17 protein-coding genes and 1 pseudogene are annotated in these 18,098 nt (G+C 58.0%); 5 read left to right on the top strand and 13 right to left on the bottom strand.

Annotated elements, in window-relative coordinates; translation table 11 throughout:
* Window positions 1-13 precede the first annotated feature (13 nt).
* From JUE30_RS05170 to JUE30_RS05195, 6 genes and pseudogenes are all read right to left on the bottom strand, one after another.
* Window positions 14-1,303 carry a pilin N-terminal domain-containing protein gene (locus JUE30_RS05170; protein ID WP_203623919.1) on the bottom strand — a complete coding sequence of 430 codons (1,290 nt, stop codon included), beginning with the start codon at window positions 1,301-1,303 and terminating at the stop codon, window positions 14-16.
* Between the two features lies 1 nt (window position 1,304).
* A complete protein-coding gene (locus JUE30_RS05175; RefSeq protein WP_203623920.1) occupies window positions 1,305-4,415 on the bottom strand; it encodes a collagen binding domain-containing protein in 3,111 nt (1,036 codons plus the stop codon).
* A gap of 253 nt (window positions 4,416-4,668) precedes the next feature.
* Window positions 4,669-5,118 (bottom strand): annotated as a pseudogene (locus JUE30_RS05180) (aldo/keto reductase); the annotation flags it as partial.
* Window positions 5,119-5,196: 78 nt separating this feature from the next.
* Window positions 5,197-6,186 (bottom strand): aldo/keto reductase, encoded by a 990-nt coding sequence (locus tag JUE30_RS05185; RefSeq protein WP_203623921.1) that lies wholly within the window; start codon window positions 6,184-6,186, stop codon window positions 5,197-5,199.
* Between the two features lie 81 nt (window positions 6,187-6,267).
* Window positions 6,268-7,080, bottom strand: coding sequence for an HAD family hydrolase (locus tag JUE30_RS05190; RefSeq protein ID WP_203623922.1), 813 nt, complete (start codon window positions 7,078-7,080; stop codon window positions 6,268-6,270).
* Between the two features lie 84 nt (window positions 7,081-7,164).
* The gene (locus JUE30_RS05195) at window positions 7,165-7,509 is read right to left on the bottom strand and encodes a hypothetical protein (RefSeq protein WP_203623923.1); all 345 of its coding nucleotides are present in this window, start codon (window positions 7,507-7,509) and stop codon (window positions 7,165-7,167) included.
* Window positions 7,510-7,680: 171 nt separating this feature from the next.
* Here JUE30_RS05195 and JUE30_RS05200 point away from each other — a divergent pair, with 171 nt between their 5' ends.
* On the top strand, window positions 7,681-7,953 hold the full coding sequence (locus JUE30_RS05200; protein ID WP_125757498.1) for a DUF2187 domain-containing protein: 273 nt from the start codon (window positions 7,681-7,683) through the stop codon (window positions 7,951-7,953).
* A gap of 18 nt (window positions 7,954-7,971) precedes the next feature.
* On the opposite strand, the gene brnQ is transcribed toward JUE30_RS05200, so the two are convergent.
* Genes brnQ through JUE30_RS05215 form a run of 3 tightly spaced genes read right to left on the bottom strand, consistent with a single transcriptional unit; the run spans window position 7,972 to window position 10,644 of the window.
* Complete coding sequence (gene brnQ / locus JUE30_RS05205) at window positions 7,972-9,315, bottom strand: branched-chain amino acid transport system II carrier protein (protein ID WP_203623924.1); 1,344 nt, start codon at window positions 9,313-9,315, stop codon at window positions 7,972-7,974.
* Window positions 9,316-9,324: 9 nt separating this feature from the next.
* The gene (locus tag JUE30_RS05210; RefSeq protein ID WP_203623925.1) at window positions 9,325-10,140 is read right to left on the bottom strand and encodes a Cof-type HAD-IIB family hydrolase; all 816 of its coding nucleotides are present in this window, start codon (window positions 10,138-10,140) and stop codon (window positions 9,325-9,327) included.
* Window positions 10,141-10,167: 27 nt separating this feature from the next.
* Complete coding sequence (locus JUE30_RS05215) at window positions 10,168-10,644, bottom strand: nucleoside 2-deoxyribosyltransferase (protein ID WP_203623926.1); 477 nt, start codon at window positions 10,642-10,644, stop codon at window positions 10,168-10,170.
* Window positions 10,645-10,705: 61 nt separating this feature from the next.
* On the opposite strand from JUE30_RS05215, the gene JUE30_RS05220 reads away from it, so the two are divergent.
* Entirely contained in the window at window positions 10,706-11,188 is a 483-nt protein-coding gene (locus tag JUE30_RS05220) for a ribonuclease H (RefSeq protein WP_374706435.1), read from the top strand.
* Here the strand turns inward: JUE30_RS05220 and JUE30_RS05225 are convergent.
* The 4 genes from JUE30_RS05225 to JUE30_RS05240 form a co-directional block, all read right to left on the bottom strand.
* A complete protein-coding gene (locus JUE30_RS05225; RefSeq protein WP_203623928.1) occupies window positions 11,168-12,070 on the bottom strand; it encodes a LysR family transcriptional regulator in 903 nt (300 codons plus the stop codon). The two genes, JUE30_RS05220 and JUE30_RS05225, sit on opposite strands and share 21 nt — an antisense overlap.
* 127 nt (window positions 12,071-12,197) lie before the next feature.
* A complete protein-coding gene (locus JUE30_RS05230; protein ID WP_125757510.1) occupies window positions 12,198-12,566 on the bottom strand; it encodes a DUF1634 domain-containing protein in 369 nt (122 codons plus the stop codon).
* On the bottom strand, window positions 12,563-13,408 hold the full coding sequence (locus JUE30_RS05235) for a sulfite exporter TauE/SafE family protein (RefSeq protein ID WP_203623950.1): 846 nt from the start codon (window positions 13,406-13,408) through the stop codon (window positions 12,563-12,565). Before JUE30_RS05235 ends, JUE30_RS05230 begins: the two co-directional genes overlap by 4 nt.
* Window positions 13,409-13,414: 6 nt before the next feature.
* Window positions 13,415-14,032, bottom strand: coding sequence for a hypothetical protein (locus JUE30_RS05240; protein WP_203623929.1), 618 nt, complete (start codon window positions 14,030-14,032; stop codon window positions 13,415-13,417).
* Between the two features lie 166 nt (window positions 14,033-14,198).
* Here JUE30_RS05240 and JUE30_RS05245 point away from each other — a divergent pair, with 166 nt between their 5' ends.
* Genes JUE30_RS05245 through JUE30_RS05255 form a run of 3 tightly spaced genes read left to right on the top strand, consistent with a single transcriptional unit; the run spans window position 14,199 to window position 18,062 of the window.
* Window positions 14,199-16,577 carry an ATP-dependent DNA helicase gene (locus JUE30_RS05245; RefSeq protein WP_203623930.1) on the top strand — a complete coding sequence of 793 codons (2,379 nt, stop codon included), beginning with the start codon at window positions 14,199-14,201 and terminating at the stop codon, window positions 16,575-16,577.
* Complete coding sequence (locus JUE30_RS05250; RefSeq protein WP_203623931.1) at window positions 16,555-17,226, top strand: hypothetical protein; 672 nt, start codon at window positions 16,555-16,557, stop codon at window positions 17,224-17,226. Before JUE30_RS05245 ends, JUE30_RS05250 begins: the two co-directional genes overlap by 23 nt.
* Window positions 17,223-18,062 (top strand): sce7725 family protein, encoded by an 840-nt coding sequence (locus tag JUE30_RS05255; protein WP_203623932.1) that lies wholly within the window; start codon window positions 17,223-17,225, stop codon window positions 18,060-18,062. The genes JUE30_RS05250 and JUE30_RS05255 overlap by 4 nt, the downstream gene beginning before the upstream one ends.
* Window positions 18,063-18,098: the final 36 nt, after the last annotated feature.

Below are 18,098 nucleotides of genomic sequence, written 5' to 3' on the forward strand. Positions count from 1 at the left end.
TGTTGTGTTCTCCTTATCGGTTGAGTTGGTGGCGACGCGTTGTCCGCCAAGCGAAGAGCATCAGAAGCATTCCAAGCGCAATCATCGCAAAACTGATCAGATTGCCAGTCTGCGGTAAGCGGCCGGAAGACGGCTTGTCCGGGGTGGTCGGAGCCGCTGGGGTCGTTGGCGTCGTCGGTTGGAAAGGGTCGGTCTTGCGCGCGTTGTAGACACGCGGGCGGCCCTTTTCAATCGTCGGCTTCAGCACGACACCGGATTCGGTTTCGTCCATTGGTTCCCCGTTGATCAGTACCGGGTTTTTGCTGCCGTCTTCCTTTTCCCAAGAAGTGGGAATTTCAACTTTAACGCCCTTATCACCCAAGTCATTCACATAGCCTGGCACGGAACGCAATTCTTCGAAGTAGTACGTGCCCGACGGAAGGAAGCGTTCGCCGGTGTTCACAAGGCCATCCTTGTCGGAGATGAACTTGTTCACCTTGTCATCGTTGAGCGGGTCTGCGGATTCAACCCATTCGTTCTTCAGGTCGGTCACTTCGGACATGCTCAGGTAGCGCTTCTGCCCATTTTGAATCTCGTAAAGGGCAAACACGGCACCTTCCAGACGAACATCCTCACCGGTCGCGGTCCGGCCAAACTTGAAGAAGTACGGATCGCGAACATAGCCGATGTTCTTGGAGTAGATGTGAATCGTGCTCAAGTACTCATTGGCCGAGTTGCGCTGCGGCAGGACCACCATGAGCGGCGCTGCCTTGCGTGACAAGTCGACGTTGACAAGTGACTCCGCACCAACCCCGGTTTCAATGATCAGGTAGGCGGCGTATTGATCACCCACTTTGGTCGGCACGGTGAAGCGGGCAATCCCGTCTTCAGCCTTGCCGGCAACTGTGCTAGTTTCGGTTGTCTGCTCCGCGATAGTGGCGAAATCCGCTTCGGCTTCTTTCAACGCCTCGCTACGTTTCTTATTCGCCCACTCGTCGACGAACGCTTTCACCGGCTGGCCCTTCGCCCGCGCTTCGTTGTATGCCGAAGTGGCATCAAACAGCTTGAAGGTCGCGCCGTTCAGGCCGAAGGTGTTGTCGGTTTGAATCTGGTCAAGAAGTTCCCCGGTGTTGTTGTAGTTCCAGGAGAAATCCCCCCATTCATCATCCGGCCGGGCGGTGGTGCGAATATCGCGGTTGATCCGTTTGTGGATCACGATCTCCGTGTTCTTAGGCGCCGCCTCGGCCGCAGCCGTGGCCTGCGGTTTCAAAAATGGGATCGCCAACGCCGCGGCGGCGGCAAACAGCAGAAGTTTTTTCAACATGTTAGCGCACCTCCATTTCGCGGGTGTGGCGGAAGAAAAGCCAAAGGCCAACGGCAAGGGCCACGATCATCGCCGCCATCGCGACGAAGGCTGACGTGCCCGGACCACCAGTTGCTGGCAGCACCGGATCGATTGGCTCGTTGTTCACGGTCATATTGATCTGATTATGGGTCACACTGACCGCGGTTAGCTCGGAATCGAAGGTGTAGCCCTTATCCAGCGCAATGTCATCGGCACTGTATTCCAGGCTCACTTCGCCGTTCTTGCCGATAGTCAGGGTGAACTTACCTTCCAGCGTTTTATAGCCGCTTGGTGCGACCAATTCTTCAAGGGTGTAGACACCAGCAGTGAGATCGGTAAAGTTTAGCTTGCCGTCCTCGGTGGTTGCCTCTTTGTCATAGTCGTCGCCAGTGATCTTGAAGACCGCCCCATTAAGGTAGTCCTCAGGTTCACCCTTCTTGGTCAAATCAAGGCGGAATGGCTTAAGGGCATTCTTAAACTTTCCGGCTTCACCCCACTTGGTATCCCAAGTAATACTACCGTCGGCCTTGATCTCTACTTGAATACCTTCTGCTGGCAATCCTTTATGACCAGTCGGGGTCTCAATTTCCTTCATGGTGTATTTTCCCGGACGCACCTTGGTGAAGTTAACCACGCCGTTATCTCCGGTGATGTTGGAAACGTACTTTTCAATCTCATCATCGTAGAGGGCAAACTTTGCACCCTTCAGCGTTTGGCCTGCGTCGCCGATCTTGGTGAAGGAAACATCGACTTCTTCCTTTTCTTGGAAGATTTTGACCATGTTCGTTTTCTCGCTATAAACCTTTTCCTCTTGATTCTTTTCATCTTGCATAAACCATTCGGAGGTGGCAACGTTCTCCATCCAGAATTTACCATCTGGCAGGTCAGCTTCTGCAGTGGTCGGCTCAATGGCCAAGCGAATACTGAAGAATCCCTTAGTAAATTTGAGCTGTTTGATCTGCTCCGAATCAAGCTTCACTGTCACCCTCGTTCGGCCGCCTTCGTCTTGCGTGACGATTTGGTTAGCTGGTAGGGAAATGACGCGAGAAGCGCTGGTTACCGTACGATCACCAAACAAGCTAACTGCTGGTTGCGTGCGGGAGCTCGAAAGCTTAACCCCTGCTGGCAGCAGATCAGTAATCTCAATTCTGTCTGGCCGAGCGATGTAGTCACCAACCTGGCTGTACAGCTGTTGGTTGAGGTAGTAGTAAAGTTGCTTGCCACCTGCGTTATTTTGACCGGTTTGCGGATTAACGTAATAGTCGTTGACCTTCTCTCCGTCCATTTCGTTAGGCGTGTAGATCGCACCTTTATCACGGATGTCTTGCTCCGTGCCACCACCCGCATCAGAATTAGTCGTGACACTCTTATTGACTGCAACGTCCGGGTTAAAGAGCTTGATGTCCCCACTGGCATTGGCCAGCCACGTTGAGGTCGCCTGCGAGCCAGTTCCGCGAACAAACTTAAATGTGTGACCAGTCAGGTTGAAAGCGACGGCACCATACTCAAACCGGTCGCCAGTGATGTTATCGCCCCACTCGTCGTCTTCTAAGTTGTTAGGATTGTCCCAGTTGCCCCAGTAACGAGCCGTGTACCCCGTGACATCGCCTGCGCCTGCCTTATCGGCTTCGACCCAGGTGTTAGGCGGAGTCCCATTACGCCACGAATTAACGGAAGTTTTACTGTTGCTCGGCCCAAGCCGGGTTGCGTTAAACGCGGTGTTTTTTACCCAGTCGGTCTTAACAACACTCGCCGTCAAGCCTTGCATTGAACCAGCGAATTCCCCTGGGTTAAGTGACGTGAACGTCAGTTGAGGACTGCCAGTCGCGTTTTCGGAAGTGACAAAGTTGATCAAGCGGCTCGGATCGTTCGCCTGGAAGAACTGAACCTCCCAGTCCAGGGCAAAGATATTCGCGATCGAGATCCCTGAGTAGAAGTTACTAGAAAAATCGATTCCCATCGGATTAGGGTAATTCCATTCGAGGTTGTTCTGGCGCCGTTGGATATTGTTTACCGTCACATACGCGCCAATGTCGACCGGATTGAGATTTGTATCCAGAACTTGGCCGACGTTGCTGTAATAAACGCGAATTTCGAATTTTGTCGGTGGGTTAGTACGCGAGAAAATCACTGCGGCTGAAGTGCCAGTCGTGTAATCAGTCGAGACCTTTTTTTCCATGTCTTCCCGCGAACCATACTTGCCACGGCCAGCCTGACTGTTCACGCTTTTGTCGTAGTAATTAACACCTTGACTATTGTTGAGAGGTATTTCTACGCCGTCAGAATAGGCGGCTACCCGGAAGTTCTGGGCCTGAACCGAGCTACTGAGCATCAGGTTAACGGCATTGAGATCTGCGCCGCCGCCTGGCTTGGTAATATTGCCGATCGCTTTTGTTTCTGGCAATACTGCCGCCAGTTCTTCGGCTGCTTCGGCCTCGTCTTCAGTCGCTTCTGCTTCTGGCGCTTCCGGAGCAGCTTCTTCAACTGCCGGGGCTTCCGGCAGTGCCACTTCGTGCGGGCCGGCCTGATCCTCGTTCAGGATATCAGCTTGAACATCCGCATCAGGGTCGGCGTCGGCGTCAGGGTCGGCATCCCCTGCCGCGGCTGCTTCATCGCCAGCGGTGTGAACCGCAACGCCCGCAGGCATCTGGGCGGTTCGGCCGCCTTTTTGGTTAGCCTGGACAGCGACGAAGATCTTGCGCACGTCCTTGCGGGTCGTATATTTCAACGTGCCCTTAGCCGTTTGACTATAGTCTTTTTCAATTTGCCATTGTTCCGCCGGGGTCGTGGCCTGGGTCGCTTGAACCAGATCATTCTCCTGCGGTGCGAGCTGATCGTTGCCCGCCTCATCGGTGCTGACCCGCAGCTTTAATGCGCGCAGGTCAGTGGTGTGATAGCGCTGATAGTTCAGCGTCCAGGTGATCTCATCGCCTGTCTCCTCGCCGCTGACCGTCACCCGCTGCTGCTCATCATCCAGGATGACGTGTTCTTCGGGCGGAGCGACCGCATTGACGTTCACTCCGCTCAGGCTGGCGGCCTGAGTCAAGAGCAACACCAGCACCATGAGGCCGTGCATGATAGTTTTTTTCATGTGGTTCCTCCTTAACGTGTGATCCCTACCTCAGCGAGACACGCTAACCGTCGTCATAGTACGGTTTAAAAAAACGCATACATTCCCCTCCAAACTTATGAATACGGTTATTTTTTACCTATTTAAAGCCTAGCATGTTGCCTCACTCACAAGAAAATCAGACATTTGTTATTTATATAATTATGTAAAGAAAAAGCCCGGACCCCTTTGATAAGAGAATGCGGGCTTTTTGGCAATTGATGATAACGTCTAGCTACTTGATGATTTTCTCAATTTCCGTCAATTCATCAGGAGTAAAGTCCAGGTGTGAACAAGATCTTAAGTTATCCACTAAGTGATCCGTACTGGTGGTTCCAGTGATCACGCTGGTGACGACCGGATCACGCAGCAGCCAGGCCAGCGCCATCTGGGCCAGTGTCTGGTCGCGGCCTTTTGCCAGCTCGTTGAGCGCATTGATCTTGGTGACGACAGCGGCCCGCCCATTGGCAAACGTGGCCTCGTTCGTCGGGTGGATCTTGAAGGTCTCCGGAATGCCGCCGAGGTAGCGGTCAGAGAGCAGCCCCTCCGAAAGCGGGCCGTACGCCACCAGACCGGCCCCGGCGTCGCGCAGCACATTAAGCAGCCCGCTGGTTTCGACGCTGCGGTTAAACATGTTGTAGCTCATCTGGTCGACCACAAACGGGGTGCCGAGGTCCTGGAAAAGAATGAACAATACAAAAAGGCCTGCATCCCTGATTTAACAGGAATACAGGCCGATAGTTAACCTAGTGAATCTTATCTGTTAGCTAATGATCTTATCGATTGTCGCCAACTCATCCGCCGTAAAGTCCAGGTGTGAACAAGCTTTCAGGTTATCCTCGAGGTGCGCCACGCTAGTCGTGCCAATGATCACACTCGTGACGACCGTATCCCGCAGCAGCCAGGCCAGCGCCATCTGTGCCAGCGTCTGGTCGCGTCCCGCGGCCAGGTCGTTCAAGGCATTAAGCTTGGTGACCACCGAAGCGCGGCCGGCGGCAAAGGTCGCCTCGTTGGTGGGGTGGATCTTGAACGTCTCCGGAATCCCCGTCAGGTACCGATCGGAAAGCAGGCCCTCAGACAGTGGCCCATAAGCAACCAGCCCTGCCCCGGCATCACGCAGCACGTCCAGCAGGCCGGTGGTTTCGACACTGCGGTTGAACATGTTGTAGCTCATCTGGTCGACCACAAACGGCGTGCCCAAGTCCTGGAACAAGCGGATTGCACGCTTAGCCTGCGGCGTGTCATAGTTCGAGACCCCGATGTACAGCGCCTTGCCCTGCCGCACGACGTCATCCAGCGCCCGCACGGTTTCGGCCACATCCACAGTGTCGTCGAAGCGGTGCGCGTAAAATAAATCGACGTAATCTAACTGCAGGCGCTGTAGCGAGTCGTCGATGCCTTGCAGCACCGCCTTGCGCGAGGTGCCCGTGCCGTAGGGGCCGGGATGGATCTCGTAGCCGACTTTGGTGGAAATCACCAACTCGTCGCGATACGGTTTCAGCTCATTGCCGAGGATCTGGCCCAGTAAGCTTTCGCTGGAGCCAAAGTCCCCGTCGCCGTAGTGGTTGGCCACATCAAAGTGGAACACCCCGCGGTCAAAAGCAGCCAGGATGACCTCCCGGCGCGCTGCGAGTGGGTCCGCTGAGCCGAAGTGCTGCCAGAGCCCCAGCGAGATCGCCGGCAGCATCAGGCCGCTTTTCCCGGCATGCCGCACTGGCACGTTCGCGTAACGATTTTCGTCTGCGTGATACATGTGATCACTCTCCTTTAGTTTGCCTTAACGGTACCACGAAGCCGGCCAAAAGCATAAGAAAAGCGCCGCTGGGTGCGGCACTCACAGCTTGAAGTAATCAGCCAAAAAGTTAGCCAGGCCGTCCTCGGTGTTGGGGCCGGTTTCGTACTTGGCGGCCGCCTTAACGGCTGGCACCGCGTTACCCATCGCGACCGAGATGCCGGCACTTTGCAGCATCCCGATGTCATTTTGCCCGTCGCCAAACGCAATGGTGTGATCTGCCGGAATGGCGAGCTTTTCCTGGAGTTCGGCGACCGCGTTGGCCTTGTCGACGTGCTTAGGAATCAGCTCGATGTTGTTGGTGAAACTGGCTGACAGGTGCAGCAGGTCTTGTTGGGCGAGTTCGGCTCGGACCGCGGCTAGCTCACCATGGTCGTGCAGTGAAAACACATTGCCGTTGATGATCTCACCGGCGTGCGCCACCAGGGCGGAAACGTCAGGCAGCTGTGTGACCGCCATGGCCAGATCTTTGGGCGCAAAAGAATACATGTACTGCTTCAGCACGGGATCAGGGTCACTGACGTAGTACACGGCATCGTCGGTGTAGTAGACACCGGTCAGTCCGTGCTTGGTCGTGGCGGCCTCAATAGCGGCCAAGGCTTTGGCTCCCAGCAGATGGTGAACCCGACCGCCTGGGGCGTCGTAGGAGGCACCGTTAGAGGCGATGATCTCGGCCCGCGGCCCGATTTGCTTGGCCATGTTTTCGGCCAGCGCGTGCATGCGCCCGGTGGCCAGGTAGAACTGGTGGCCGCGGTCCAGCAGCTGATTGATCACCGCGCTGGTGCGCGCGGTGATGGTGGTGTTGTCGATGGCCAGGGTACCGTCGACGTCTGAAACGATCAAATATGGGGTCATGCTCTCGCCTCCCAAAGAATATCAGGTTATTATACAGGAACCCCGCGCATCAAAAAAGCAGTGATCACTCACTGCTGCAATGGATTAACGACCTTGCGGGGCCTTTGCAATCGTCTTGTCGTACCATTCCGACCATGGCTGTGCGGGCTTCCCGTTGGCGTTAAACTTCGCCTTCACGGTCGTCAGCAAGGCGGCAAAGTTGTCGCTGCGGTCACGAACCAGGCCATCATGCAACTCGTCCGGCAGAAATGAGTCGTTGACCAGCAGCCACTGGTTAATATCGGCAATGTGTCCGGTCAAGTCGATCTGCGCCAAAGCGTCTAGCCCCTCGTGCTGGTACTGATCAATGTAAAACGTGGCAAAATCCGAGATCGCCGTGTGTTTTGCGGCATCGCTCAGATCCTTGAACAAAAGTGTGGTCTCAGCCAAAAATCGTCATCCCTTCTCGTTTTCTTTCCTCTATACGATAAGCCTTCTACAGGCTTTTTGGCAAATCATTCTGGTTCGAGAAAAGTTAAGCAATATCTATTGCTTTCACCCTAGTGATGCGTTAGTATCCTTCCTATCCGTTAAGGAATAGAGCGAAAGGAACTGAAAGTCATGAAGAGAGAAGAAATCCTGCTCGGCGATACCGTGAGAGCCAAAGTCAAGGAAGATATGGCGCACGTCTTCACTGGCACCGTGCAGAAAAAGTACGAAAACTCAGCACTGCTCAACATCACCGACTATGATCCCAGCGACAAGCAAAACGCCGCCGAACTCAACTTCAAAATTGTCATCAACTTCAAAGCCGTCACCAAAAACCTCGGCGGCGGCCATCCCGATCCCGAGCCAGAACCGGAAGACCAGCCGGCTCGCAACGCCAAAAAGTAAAAACCCTAGCGCCTGAAATCAGGCGCTTTTTTGATGCCGCAAGCCGCGCTCCAGCACGGTGCCGACCACCAGGCCCAGGACGGCCGGCACGACCCAGCCGAGGCCGTAAGCAAACCCCGGCAGAAAGTGACCGAGCCGCAGCAACTGGGCGATCCAGCCATGGTGCAGACCAGTGGGCAGCGCGTTGAGGCCATCGAGCAGCGCCGGCACCAGGGTGAATAACGTCACCGTGCCAAACAAGCCGCGCGCGTGGCCCAGCCACGGCGTCAGCAGGCTGAGCAAGATCAGCGTGATCGCCAGCGGGTACAGGAAGTACATCACCGGGGTGGCCACGCTGAGAATGGCATCGAGCCCAAAATTCGCAAACAGCAGCGCGGCCCCAGAGGCCAAACTGATCAGCGTGAAGTAGGAGATTTTCGGAAACAGCTCGTGCAGCGCATCGCCGAACGCGGAGATCAACCCGATCGCCGTTTTCAGGCAGGCCAAGATCACAATCGCCGCCAGCAGCATCGCCCCCACCGGCCCAAAGTAGGCCCGTGCGACGTTCGCCAGAATCGGTCCACCGTTGCTGGCCCGGGCAAAGACACCTAACGAATCGCGGCCTAGCAGTGCCAAGAGCGCGTATAAGATGCCCATCAACACGACGGCCAGCGCCCCGGCTTTAATTGTGTTACCGGCAATGGCCGTGGGCTTGGTGACGCCCAGGTCCTTGAGCGCATCGACGACGATGATGCCAAAAGCCAAGGCGGCCAGCGCGTCCATGGTCGAATACCCGGCGGTGAAGCCAGTGAGCAGCGGCTGGCTGCGGTAGACCCCAGCAGGAGCGCCGCCTTGGCCCAGCGGATGAACCACGACGGCGACCAGCAAAATGCCCAGCACGATCAGAAATGCCGGCGTCAAGATTTTCCCGACATAATCCATGATCTTGCTCGGCCGGCGGGCAAACCACCACGCCAACCCGAAGAACAGCACCGAGTAAACCAACATTCCCAGCGTCTGATGGCCGCGGCCAACCACATCGGCCAATCCAATCTCGTAGGAAATCGGCGCCAGGCGCGGCAGTGCGAACGCCGGTCCAATGCAGAGATACAGCACCAGCGTGAACCAAAAGGCGTAATGTCGGTTCACCTGCTTGGCCAGCTCGTAGACGCCGTCGGTTTTGGTGATGCCGATTGCCGCCACTCCGAGCAGCGGCAGCCCGACGCCGGACAGCAAGAAGCCCAGCAGTGCTGGTCCCAGGTGGCTGCCGGCCTGCTGACCCACAAACACCGGAAAAATCAGATTGCCGGCGCCAAAAAAGAGCCCAAACAGCATCGAGCCGATGACAAGTTGTTCCCGTTTCGTCAGTTGATGTGAGGCCATGGCTCCTCCTTAGGCGGCAAGGTGAAGGTACGACTGCAAAAAGCGGGCGACCCCGTCATGCGCATTGTCAGCCGGGGTAACCGCATTGGCCGCGGCCAGAACCTCCTGGCGGGCATTTTGCATGGCCACGCCGACTCCGGCGTATTCGATCATATCCAGGTCGTTGAGGTCATCCCCGAACGCAAGAATATCCGGTTGCGCGATGCCGTAAGCGCCGGCGACGTAAGCCACAGCGCGCGACTTGGAGGCGTGCGCCGTTGTGATCTCAAGTGCCGTGTGCTCACCGCTCCACGCGCCCCAGGTCTTGGCGACCAGCTGCGGGAAGCGCTGGTGGACGGCGGTAGTCAGCGGCGCCAGCAGGTCGCCGTCGACAAACAGGGTCACCGAAATTGGGGCCTGGGTCAAGCCGACCTGATCAAACAGGTGGGCCGGATGTGGCAGGTCGGGCAGGAAGGGAATGTTGGTGTACGGGTGGTCGGCGCGCAGCAGCTGCTTGCCTTCCGCCACCATCACGCGAATGTCAAAATCCTGGCGCAGGTCCAGCAGCTGCAACGCCGTGGCGATTGGAATGGTCGCCTGCAGCTCGCGGTCCCACTGCTGGTGCGGCTTTTGAATCAAGCCGCCGTTAAAATTGATCATGGGCCCGGTCAGGCCGATTTGATCGTAAAAATTTTCGGTGATCGAATCCGGCCGGCCGGTGGTGATGACCACCAGGTGGCCGGCAGCGATGGCCGCCCGCAGCGTCTTAATGGTTTCAGCACTCAGCTGGCTGTCCTGGTTCAGGGTCGTGCCATCCAGGTCTAAGGCAATCAATTTTTGGTTCATAAGCGTTCCTCCTACTCTTGGTTCGGATCAGTACACGGCGCCGGGATAGAAATTGGCGGTCAGGCTGGAGAAGTCGTAAGTGGCCATCTCGGACAGCCGCATCACAATATCGGCGGCACCCCAGGCCATCAGATTGATGGGCTCGCCAAACTGCGCGTCGGGAACGATGAGCACCACCGGCTTGCCAAGCGCGTGCGCGTACCCGATCTCCACGCCGCAGCCGACGTCTTCCGCCTTGGGCAGATAAACGGCCGCCACGAGGTCGGTTTGCTTGATGCCCAGCAGGTCGCCCTTATAGGTGGCCGTGGCCCATTCCGGGTCCTTCAGGTACTCAGGGTGCTGGCCCACGTCCAAGTTTTTGTACGGGTGGGCCAGCGGGATGTATGACTGATCAGCCGCCAGGGTCGGGTTTTGGGTCATGGCGGCTAAGGCCTGGTCGTAGGCTTGTTTTTGCGCCGGCGTGAACCAGCCGGCGGCAAAGTAGATGCTTTTGGGATTGGTCAATGGGTTCTCCTTCTTGCTTGAAGCCCACCAGCACGTATAATGATTGCTGGAGGTGGCAGACATCAACATTCAACTGTACACAGACGGCGGCAACCGCAACACAGGCAACGTCAAGGGCGGCTCCGTGCGGCCGACGGACAAAAGCGCGTGGGCCGCGCTGCTGATTTACGGGGCGCATAAGAAAATGCTTTCCGGCGCGGATTACGGTCGCACCAACAACTACATGGAGATCACCGCGGTCATCGAAGGCCTCAAGGCGATCACCAAGCCGAACTACCAGGTCGATGTCTATTCCGACTCCGCCTATGTCATCAACACGATGAACGAGCGCTGGTGGGTCAAGTGGCAGCAAAACGGCTGGCAGAAAAAAGGCAAGCCGGTCATCAACAAAGAATTGTGGCAGGCGCTGTTGGCGCAAGTCGACCGCTTCGCCGAACCGCCGGTGTTTCACAAGGTCAAGGGCCACGCGACCAACCAGCACAACAACGAGGTCGACGCGGCGCTCAATGCCGCCATGGACAAGCTACCGGCCCGCGGGCATTAAGTTATCCGGATACGTCTTTTGAACGAACTGCGCGATCACCGTCAGCATGTGCTCCACTGACGGTGATTTTTGCGTGGTCGGATTCGTGACGAGACACAAAGTCCGGGCGAAGGGCTCGGAAAACGGCCAAACGTTGACATCACCGGTCAGCTTCTGCAAGGCCAGCTCAGGCAGCACGCCAAAGCCCAGTCCCGCCTCGACCATCGACAGAATCGACTGGTCATCGATCGAGTAATTCAGCGAGTTAGTCGACACCTGATAGCGGTCCAGGGCCGCCTTGGTGTCGCGGTCGTAGTCGCCTTGCTGCAGGATGAAGGTCTGCTTATTCATGTCGGCATCGGTCATCGTCTTGCCGTTTTTCGGCGTAAAGTCGCGCGGCGTGATGCAGTAAATCGGGTCCTTGAGCAGCGGCACGACCACCAGCGACGACTCCACCGGCAGCAGTGAAAAACCGATGTCGAGCGTGCCGGTGCGCACCTGCTCGCCGATTTCGTTGAAGCCGCCTTGCATCACCGACACGTCAACCTTCGGCGTTTCGGCCTTGAATTGGCGAATCACCGGCGGCAGCCAGTTGGTCGACACTGAGGAAAAAGCCCCCAGCCGAACGCGGCCGGTGTTTTGGCCGTTGATGTTGTCTGCAATCTGGGTGAGCTGATCCTCAAGGTTCAAGATGGCCTGCACCGTCGGCAGCACCTGCCGGCCGTCCGGGGTCAGCTCAACGCCAGTGCGATTACGAATGAACAGTGGAAAGCCAAGGGCGGTTTCCAGCTGCGAGACGCTGTGGCTGATCGCGCTGGGCGTGACATTGAGCGCCGCGGCGGCGCGGATAAAGGTTTTCTCCGTGACCACGGCGCGAAAAACTTGGTAACTGAAGTTGGACATGGCGGCTCCTCACGTGATGAATTTTCACAGTAAATCATGTTATGTGAATAATCATACGCCTGTCCGGGCGGCGGTCAAGCCCTCGTGTCATGCAAAAACGCCTCGCTTGCCAGCGAGGCGTTACCAGTTAGCCCAAGTACCCAATGACCATTGCACCGATCAGGATGACCAGCACCACCGTGGTGATCCAGGTGTACAGGCGGTCTTTTTCCTTGATGAAGGCGTAAATGGAGACGACGACCCGCAGGACCGGGGTCAGGATCAACAGAAACAACCCCAGCATCAGCACCGCGTATGGTTTCAGCGCGATCACTCCTTGCAGGATGGCCGCTGGGCGGCTTGGGTGCGCGCCGGCTGGATAACCGCCGGTGCCTTCAATCAGGAACATCAGAAGGCCAATCCCGATCACGGTCGCGGCGACGATCACGCCGATGCGCAGGATCTTGCCGATGATCAGCTCAATGTCTTTGGTTTCGGTTTCGATTTTCTGGTTCATCCGATGTTCACCCCGAATCCTTTAAGCAGCATCTGCAGGCCCATGTAGCCAATCGCCGGAATGAAGATCCAGCGCAGCACCTTGGTCGGCATGATCTGCATCAGCCGGGTGCCGAGCGTGGCGCCAATCAGGATACCGATTGCCAGCGGCGCGGCAATTTGCGGCTGCAGCGAGCCGTTGAAAAAGTACACGGTCGCACTGGCGGCAGCGGTGACCCCCATCATCAGGTTTGACGTGGCAGTCGACGGCTTCAGCGGCATTTTCATGATGGTGTCCATTGCCAGGACCTTGAAGGCCCCAGACCCGATGCCCAGCAAACCAGATGCCAGCCCGGCACCGAACATCATGGCAAACCCGCCTGGGACATTCGTGACCTGGTACTCAACGCGTTGACCGGTGCTTTTGTCGAAGTACTCGCCGTTCAGATTCAATTTTTCGGCCGCCTTGTCCGGCACCGGCGCCTTGATGTTTTCCGGCTTCATCAGCATCTTGCGGATCATGTTGTAAACCGAAAACAGCAGCAGCGCCCCGAACAGGAAGTACAGGATGTTGGCGTTGAACAACCCGGTTAAAATCGCGCCGAGCACCGCGCCAACCGTGGTCGCAATTTCCAAAAACATCGCGACGCGCAGGTTGAGCATGTCGTCCTTGAGGTACGCGATGGTGGCGCCGCTGGAGGTGGCGATGACCGCGACAATGCTGGCGGCGATCGCGTACTGGATCGGCAGACCCATCATCAACGTCAACACCGGCGTGATGATGATGCCGCCGCCCAGCCCCAGCAAGGCGCCCAGGATGCCAGCCATCAGGCCAACGCCGGCGAGCAAAAGTGCTTGACCCACCATCGGCTAGTCCTCCTTTTTGCGGCTAGTCGTGCTGCGCTTTTTGGCCGCGGGCTTGCGCGTCGTGCGCTTGCGGGTCGCCGGCTTCTTGGCCGCCGTGCGCCGCGTGGTGGTTTTGCGGGTGGTCTTGGCGCGGCTCGCCGGGACTTCCTTGACGATTGGCTTTGGCGCCTCACGGGTCGTCTTGATGACGGCCAGCTTTTCGTGGACCTCGGCCGCAACCGCCGCCATGTTGGCCCGCTTATCGGCGAGGTAGGCGTCCGCCGTCGCGATCTCATCGATGCGGAGACCAGACGCGTTGACGTATGGCGACACCACGATCAGGTTGAGGTCGATTGGCGTTTCTTTGTCCGCATCGAGGAAGTTGGTGACCTTCTTGCTGTCCTCAAACGGCAGGTTGATGATGCCGGTTTCGATCCGAACATAGGTGGGCTCATCCCCTGCAATCGTCAGCTGCGCCGAAATGAGCTTGCCGGTTGAAAGCGCCTGGTCCACGTCGTTAAACACCGGCGCCAGGGCCTTTTCGATATCGGACGTCGCCGCTGCCTCGGTGATTGGATAATTGGTCTGCTCGAAGTTTTCCGCTTCAATGGCTTCCTGAAAAGCCTTCACGTTGATTTCCATGTTTATCCCTCTTTACTTATTCTTTGGCCATCATATCCTATGTAAGCGGCTCGGTTCAAGCCGGCTTCCCTTTTCAAGCCCGAACATCCGTTTTATACTGGAAGGAAAAGCCGGCGCGACGAGTTTCACTGCGCCGGTTAAAATTGCTTAAGAAAGGAGCGTTCTCATGGCAGACAACCGCATTGGCGTGCGCGAGCTCGTCGAACTCACCGTCCGCACCGGTGACCTGGACCCGGTCACCACCAATTCCAATAACACCGCCATGCTGGGCGCTTCGATCCACCGCCGCCTGCAGGCCGCCCATGACGGCAACTATGAAAAGGAAGTCTACCTGGCCCAGACGGTCACGGTCAACGGTGTGGCCTACACCATCGACGGACGCGCAGACGGCGTGGACACCAGCAAGAAGCGTACCGTGGTCGAGGAGATCAAAACCTCAGCGCGCGACTGGGCCGACGTCACCCAAAACACCAAGGACCGCTACTGGGCGCAGGCCCGGGTCTACGGCCATTTTCTGTGCGACGAGCGGGACTTGGCCGAAGTCGAGCTGGATCTGATCTACTACCAAACCACCACCGACCAAATCACGCGCTTCACCGAGGTCAAAACCGCGGCTGAGCTCGCCGATGATTTTCAGGACCTGCTGAACGATTTTGGTGACTGGCTGAAAATGCGCAGCGACATTGTCGTCCGCCGCGACGCCAGCATTGAGCCGCTGCCGTTTCCCTTCCCGGTGTACCGCAAAGGGCAGCGCGAACTGGCCGCGGCGGTGTATCGCACCGTCGCCAATTCGACGCGGCTGTTTGTCGAGGCCCCGACCGGCACCGGCAAAACCATTTCGACGCTGTTTCCGGTGATCAAGGCGATGGGCGCCGGGCTCATCCAGCGCACCTTCTACCTGACCGCCAAGCAAAGCACTAGGCACGTGGCCGAAGAGGCGATGGCGCTGATGACCAAACACGGCCTGCACGCCAAAAGCATCACGCTGACGGCCAAGGACACCATCACCTTTGCCGACGAGCCCGACGACCCCAGCATCAACCCCTACATGCTCGGCTACTACGACCGCCTCAAGCCGGCGCTGAAAGATCTGTTGGGCCACGAGGACGCCATCACGCGGCCGGTGATCGAGCAGTACGCCAAGAAGCACACGCTGGACCCCTTCGAGTTTTCGCTGGACGTCAGCCTGTTTTGCGATGTCATCATCTGCGACTACAACTACCTGTTCGACCCGGCGGTGTTCCTGCAGCGCTTCTTTGCCGAGCCGGACACCGGCAACTTCTTCCTGATCGACGAGGCGCACAACCTGGTGGCAAGGGCGCGGGAAATGTACAGCGCCGAGCTGCTCGACACCGATTTTGCCACGTTACGGTCTGCAATCGATAAGCAAAAGGGCAAGGGTCTGCCGCCAGTCAAAGGCGCCTTGTCCAAGGTCCTGACCGCCTTTGACGCCGTGCGCCTGACAGTCAATGACCAGCCGCTGACGTTTCAAAAACCACAGCTCGACGACTTCATCGCGCAGCTGACCGGCTTCACCAGCGCCGTGCACGACTGGCTGGGCCAGGACCCCGACACGCGTGACCAGGCCGTCGTCGATCAGGTGCTGCCAGTGTTCTTCAGCGCCACCAGCTACCTGCGCATCGCTGATTACTACAACGACGCCTACGAAACGGAAATTGAAAACGCGGCCGGGGCCATCCACCTCAAGGAGCTGTGCCTGGATCCCAGCCAGTTCATCTCGGACTGTCTGGACAAAGGCCGCGGCGCCGTGCTATTTTCAGCGACCCTGTCGCCTTTGCCCTACTATCAGGACATTCTCGGCGGCCGCGACCAGTCGCTGGCCTACCGCCTACCGTCGCCGTTTCCCCAGGAAAACCTCAAGGTGTTGGTCACCAATTTTATCACCCCGACTTATCGCAATCGCGAGTCCAGCCTGCCGGCGCTGATCGCCAGCCTCACTATGATGGTCAGCACCAAAGCTGGGCACTACCTGATCTTCCTACCGTCGCACAGCTACCTGACCACCGTCGCCGACGCCTTCAAGGCTGCCAACCCGGACTTGGCCACCGTCGTGCAAGGCGGCAGCATGACCAGCGACGAACGCACCACGTTTCTGGCCCGGTTTCGCGATGACCCCAGTCCCGTGGTCGGTTTTGCCGTGCTCGGCGGGATTTTCAGCGAAGGCATCGACCTGGGCGGCGTCCAGTTGATCGGCGTCGCCATTGTCACCGTCGGCCTGCCCGGCCTGAACGCAGAAACCGACCGCCTGCGTGCGTATTTTGACGCGCAGGGCCAGGACGGGTTTGCCTACGCCTACCAGCTGCCCGGCTTCAACAATGTCCTGCAGGCCGGCGGGCGGGTCATCCGCGGGGCCAAGGACGTCGGCGTCGTGCTGCTGGCCGACAGCCGCTTCGCCGGGCCGCGATACGCGCCGCTGTTTCCGCCGCACTGGACCCATGCCACCGTCGCCACTGACCTTGACGACATGGCCGCGCAACTGACCGACTTTTGGGAGGCTCATCGTGAAAACACCCCTAACGCTTGATTTGGAAAAAACGCTGTACGCCTACTGGGAAGACCTGGGGGCGGTGGCGGTCGAAGAGGTCACCATGCCAGCCGACCGCGGGATCGTCGACACACTGGTCATGCAGCCCGGTGACCCGCTGACCTGGCGGTGCTTCGAGCTGAAGGTGACCAAAAGCGACTTCCACAGCAGCGCCAAACTCAGCTTCATCGGCGACTACAACTATTTTGTGCTGCCGTTAACCCTTTACCAGCAGGTGGCCGATGAGATTCCCGCCGGTATCGGGGTCATGACATACCAAGCCTTTGACCCGGCGGCCATCAAAGCGGCCACGGTGCCGATCACGGTGCCCGGCCAGCTGACCATCAGCCGCCCGCCGCGCCGGCAGGCCCTGCAGGTGCCGCAAACGGCACTCCTCGAGCGCTTCATCGCCAGCCTTAACCGCGAGGTGCAAAAAGCCAAGCAGGTGGACAAAGGCCTTTCGCACTTTTCCGACGAGCAGCTGCTGGCCGAAATCAAGCGGCGCTCGGATCAGTACCGCGTGTACGACCCCGAATCGAACCTTTACGATCGCGTCATGGGCGGGGTCGAAGGCACCGCTGTCAGCACGCTGCAGGCCGAAGTAGACGCACTCGCTGAGGAATTGGCCTTGCTGAGGCAGCCATCATGAACTACTACCCGCTGATTCGTGGACGCCAGTACGATCTGCTGGCCCTGAAAGAGGCCGTCGAAAAAGACGCCCTTTCGCCGCACGTGCTGCCGGTGATTGAACCGGTCAAAGACCTGCCGGCCCTGACTGCCGTGGCCAAGGCCTTCACCGCCCGAAAACATCTCCTGTTTGTCGTGCAAAACCCGCAGGTCGGCCGCTACGGCCTCCTAGCCAGCCCGGTCCACCGCGCTGGGCTATCGCCTTGGGTTCGGTCCGCGCGGTATTTTGACGGCCAGGCAGGCGCCTTGATCATCGCCGAGACCCTGGCGCAGGTGGTGGCCCTGCCAAAAGGCCAAGCCAGCCTGATTCCTGCAGGCGCCCGGTTTCGCCGCCTGCACCTGAAACATGCGGCGTACTTGGAAGACCACACCCCCACGCGCGAGCGCACCGAAAACTACCGCCTGGTCCAGCGTGAATTTTATCAGTACCCTCAACAGACTTTGCCTGGCAGCGGCTTTGCCGATTACCCGCTCGCGACGCGGCACTACGACGAACGCGGGTACCCGCAGCGGGCGCTGTCCCTGCACCTACTATTTGAGCAGCACGAGCAGCTGTGGGTGCAGCATTTCACCTCAGTGAACAATGAGGACTTTAGCCGCCCCCAGGACAAATTTTTCGAGGCGGCCGCCCCACTGCCGGCGTGGCTGGCCGCACACCCCAAAGCGGCCACGCCAGCCCTGCGTGAGCTGATCGAGCTGGCCGCGGCCCGTCATTTTCCCGGTGCCGGAGTGTTGCGCAAGTTGCAGCTGCGGCATTTTCTCAGTGTGATGGGCCACTACCTCGACACCTCATTCTAACCACCAAAAAAGCGTCCATCTCTTTGATTAGATGGA

It is taken from the genome of Lacticaseibacillus sp. 866-1, from assembly GCF_016861825.1.
In the GTDB taxonomy this organism is placed as follows: Bacteria; Bacillota; Bacilli; order Lactobacillales; family Lactobacillaceae; genus Lacticaseibacillus.

Excerpts from the sequence above, each read along its gene's own strand:
- JUE30_RS05185 (WP_203623921.1), bottom strand. The coding sequence starts at position 6,186 with ATGTATCACGCAGACGAAAATCGTTACGCGAACGTGCCAGTGCGGCAT.
- JUE30_RS05170 (WP_203623919.1), bottom strand. The coding sequence starts at position 1,303 with ATGTTGAAAAAACTTCTGCTGTTTGCCGCCGCCGCGGCGTTGGCGATC.
- JUE30_RS05245 (WP_203623930.1), top strand. The coding sequence starts at position 14,199 with ATGGCAGACAACCGCATTGGCGTGCGCGAGCTCGTCGAACTCACCGTC.
- JUE30_RS05175 (WP_203623920.1), bottom strand. The coding sequence starts at position 4,415 with ATGAAAAAAACTATCATGCACGGCCTCATGGTGCTGGTGTTGCTCTTG.
- JUE30_RS05230 (WP_125757510.1), bottom strand. The coding sequence starts at position 12,566 with ATGAACCAGAAAATCGAAACCGAAACCAAAGACATTGAGCTGATCATC.
- JUE30_RS05225 (WP_203623928.1), bottom strand. The coding sequence starts at position 12,070 with ATGTCCAACTTCAGTTACCAAGTTTTTCGCGCCGTGGTCACGGAGAAA.
- JUE30_RS05210 (WP_203623925.1), bottom strand. The coding sequence starts at position 10,140 with ATGAACCAAAAATTGATTGCCTTAGACCTGGATGGCACGACCCTGAAC.
- JUE30_RS05200 (WP_125757498.1), top strand. The coding sequence starts at position 7,681 with ATGAAGAGAGAAGAAATCCTGCTCGGCGATACCGTGAGAGCCAAAGTC.
- JUE30_RS05240 (WP_203623929.1), bottom strand. The coding sequence starts at position 14,032 with ATGGAAATCAACGTGAAGGCTTTTCAGGAAGCCATTGAAGCGGAAAAC.
- brnQ (WP_203623924.1), bottom strand. The coding sequence starts at position 9,315 with ATGGCCTCACATCAACTGACGAAACGGGAACAACTTGTCATCGGCTCG.
- JUE30_RS05255 (WP_203623932.1), top strand. The coding sequence starts at position 17,223 with ATGAACTACTACCCGCTGATTCGTGGACGCCAGTACGATCTGCTGGCC.
- JUE30_RS05190 (WP_203623922.1), bottom strand. The coding sequence starts at position 7,080 with ATGACCCCATATTTGATCGTTTCAGACGTCGACGGTACCCTGGCCATC.